This window comes from bacterium (assembly GCA_021158245.1).
GTDB lineage: Bacteria > Zhuqueibacterota > QNDG01 > QNDG01 > QNDG01 > QNDG01.
Genome location: JAGGVB010000001.1, coordinates 1 through 3,321, shown reverse-complemented (window position 1 = coordinate 3,321; position 3,321 = coordinate 1). Strand labels below are relative to the sequence as shown.

Below are 3,321 nucleotides of genomic sequence, written 5' to 3'. Positions count from 1 at the left end.
GTTCTGAAGCGGATTGCAGTTGCCACAAGTAAAGGCGGAGTAGGCAAAACAACACTTGTTACTAATTTGTCAGCAGGGCTCGCTGCTGTTGGCAAAAAAGTACTGATCATTGATTGTGACGCTCAGGGAAATCTTCAAAACCAATTTAATGTAAGTACTGACCATACATTAAAAGACCTCCTTCTGGATGGGGAAGTAGATGTTGTATCTGTCAGGCAGAACCTTGATTTGATTAATTCGGGAAAGCAGCGCCTTGCTGATGCAGAGATTGCACTTTCCGGCAAAACATTCAGAGAAGCTGTGCTGAAGGAAAGATTGAAAGATCTTTCAGGATATGATTATGTATTCTGTGATCTATCACCTACAATTACTCTGGTTAATACAATGGCCCTGTATTTCTGTGACCTCCTTCTAATTCCTGTATCAATGTCCTTTTATTCAATTACAGGAGCACATCAGATTCTTGGCAAAGCTGACGAAATCGCTCAATTTTCAAAAATTAAACTTATGGGAATTATTCTCAATATGTACGATAGCCGTACGAAAATGGCAAAGATGATAGAGCGGGCTGTGAGGGAGAAATGGGAAGATATTGTTTTTAAGACGATTATAAGAAAAAATATTGCTATAGAAGAAGCTCCAAGCCAGCACAAAACGATATTTGAGCATGCACCTTATTCTCATGGAGCAGAAGATTTTCAAAATATTACAACGGAATTTCTGGAAAGAACAAAATAATTCGGAGATAAGAAAAAATGGCTCGTAAAAAATTGCAGACATTCAGCGCTGATGATGCAGGCGATAAGTATATTCCTTCTGTAAAAACGTTAAAAGGAGCAGACATCACTGCTGAGAAAAATGAAGATAAAAAGAAATCAGTAAATAAGAGTATTGAGGCTATAAGCAGGAAAGATAAAAAGCCGGTAAAAAAGGTTTCTAAAAAGGAAGAAATCAGAAAAGTTAAGCCTGAGCATGAAACAGTGCCGGATCCAAAGCCTGTTAAATCAGCAGCATCTCAAAAAGAAGGGGAAAAGAACCGGAATATTAATAGTAAGGTTACTTCAGCGAAAAAAACGGTGTCTCAGAACCGTGATACTATTTCAAAAGATTTAAACAAGGTAAAGTCGGAATCGTTAAATAACAGTGATGCGGTTGTACAGCTTGTAGGGTTTAAGATCGGAGATGAAGAGTTCGGAATAGAGATACAGAAAGTCAGGGAAATAAACAGAACTACTGAAATAACAAGAGTACCGAGAACTCCGGAATATGTTCTCGGTGTAATAAATCTTAGAGGTAATGTTATACCGGTTATTAACATGAGGACTAAATTCGGATTTAATAATAAGAATGCGGGCAAGGACAGCAGAATTATTGTACTGGAATTAAAGGATAATGTTATAGGAATTCTTGTCGATTCAGTAACAGAAGTAATAAGGCTGCCGTCAGGTACTGTAGAACCGCCGCCTAATCTTTCAACAAATGTTGAGACAGCTTATATCAACGGTGTGGGGAAATTGGAAGACAGGCTTCTTATTTTGCTTGATATTGACAAGGTGTTTACGTCTGAACAAATGGATAAGTTCGCAGAGGCAGCTGCATAAATTCTTAAGTGGTGGAGTAATAAAGATTATAGGAGTAATTATCATGAAACGCAGAGTTATTTTATCAGTAATTTTTATTTCATTATTGGCCGGGTTTTTCACCCTGTATGCTAAAGATGCCAGCCCTTCACAGTTTTTCTATGTTATTAAAAAATTGATGCCGGATTGCAAGGAAATTTCAATGTTTATGTCTTCGGAAACAATTAACAAAGAGAAGGTTTCCATAAACAGGGCTGCCCTGCAGAACAAAATAACTGTAAAAATTTTTCCTATTGAATCTGCAATAGAGCTGGGTAAGAATATAAGACTGCTTAAAGACGGAGACGTTCTTATTGTATATTCTTCCGATGTACTTTTAAATAAATCAAGCGCTGTTTATGTTTTAAAAAAGTGTATTGAAAAGAATATTGCAGTAATCACTTCTTCAAAATTGTATTCGGATCTTGGGGCTTTCCTGGGTCTTATTAGAGGAGAAGACAGTAAACTTAACGTAGTTGTAAATTTTAAACAGTATGCAGAGCTGCAGAGCAGCATAACACAAGAAAAACTTCAGCTTGCAGGGGTTACTCAGGTAATTAAGTAATTTTTCAGGAGTAGTTATTATCAGGAGGTTATCAATGAATTTGCCAAAAATAAAGTTTAATCTGCGCACAAAAATTGTCAGCACGCTTGTCTTAATCGGAGTTGTTGTAGGTATATTTGTTTTAACGTATTTTCCCTCTCAGCAGAGCAGGCAGGCTCTGCAATCAAGAAATGATGAGCTGAACAGGCTTGCTGAAGTTTTAAGTCAGGGGCTAGTTACCGGAATGCAATTTGAAGATACAGACCTTGTTAATAATGCTATCAGCGGAGTAAAGAATAGAGAAGATCTAATTACAATAGAAGTGGTTTCATCGTCAGGAACCAGGTTCGTATCGGAAAATGGAAAGAGTTATAATTCAGAGATGAAATGGCAACCGGGGTATAATGAAATTAAGGTTGAAAATGATATAGTTCAGGATGGAAAAAAACTGGGCAGCCTGAAAATGGCTTTTTCAATCAAGGATATTCAAAGACTTATAAAGAATAATAAAGATGCTGCTTTATTGATAAGCCTTATTATCCTTGTTTTCGGGTTTGTTATAGGTTTTTATCTGTCTAATATCATTATCAGCCCAATACAGAAGGTAAATGAAATATTGAAAATTATTTCGAGTGGAGAAGGCGATTTAACCAAGAGGCTTGATATAAACAGAGATGATGAGATTGGCGCATTGACTAAAGAATTTGATATTTTTATTGATACAATTCATGGAATTATCGGACAGGTTAAGAATAATACTAATGAAGTCGCTGCGGGTGCAAATGCTATTAAAACAACTACATCAATAATAGCTGCCGGAGCTGAAGAGCAGCGTAATCAGACAAATGAGGTTGCTGCAAGTGTCCAGGAGATGACAGCAGCGATCCTTGAAAATTCAAAAAATGCAAGTAAAACTGCAGAAATTTCTAAAAGGGCAAAGGATAAAGCAATCGAAGGCAGTGAAGCAATGCAGGAAGTAAAGAAGGGAATTGAAAATATTGTCGTTTCAGCACAGAGAACCGATAACATTGTTGAATCACTTTCCGGCCGTGCCGGCCAGATTGGGGATATTATAGAAGTAATAAATGACATTGCTGATCAGACCAATCTTCTTGCCTTAAATGCTGCAATTGAAGCTGCACGTGCAGGAGAGCAGGG

General features: G+C 37.2%; 4 protein-coding genes. All 4 read left to right on the top strand.

Annotated features, from left to right (window positions below; genetic code table 11):
- A partial coding sequence (locus J7K93_00020) for a ParA family protein (protein MCD6115374.1) occupies positions 1-738 on the top strand: 738 nt, incomplete at its 5' end.
- Positions 739-755: 17 nt separating this feature from the next.
- Positions 756-1,601, top strand: a complete 846-nt coding sequence (locus J7K93_00015) for a purine-binding chemotaxis protein CheW (protein MCD6115373.1) — start codon at positions 756-758, stop codon at positions 1,599-1,601.
- Between the two features lie 43 nt (positions 1,602-1,644).
- Positions 1,645-2,184: a hypothetical protein gene (locus J7K93_00010; protein MCD6115372.1), complete on the top strand. Its 540-nt coding sequence runs from the start codon at positions 1,645-1,647 to the stop codon at positions 2,182-2,184.
- A 34-nt stretch (positions 2,185-2,218) separates the two neighbouring features.
- A partial coding sequence (locus J7K93_00005) for a HAMP domain-containing protein (GenBank protein ID MCD6115371.1) occupies positions 2,219-3,321 on the top strand: 1,103 nt, incomplete at its 3' end.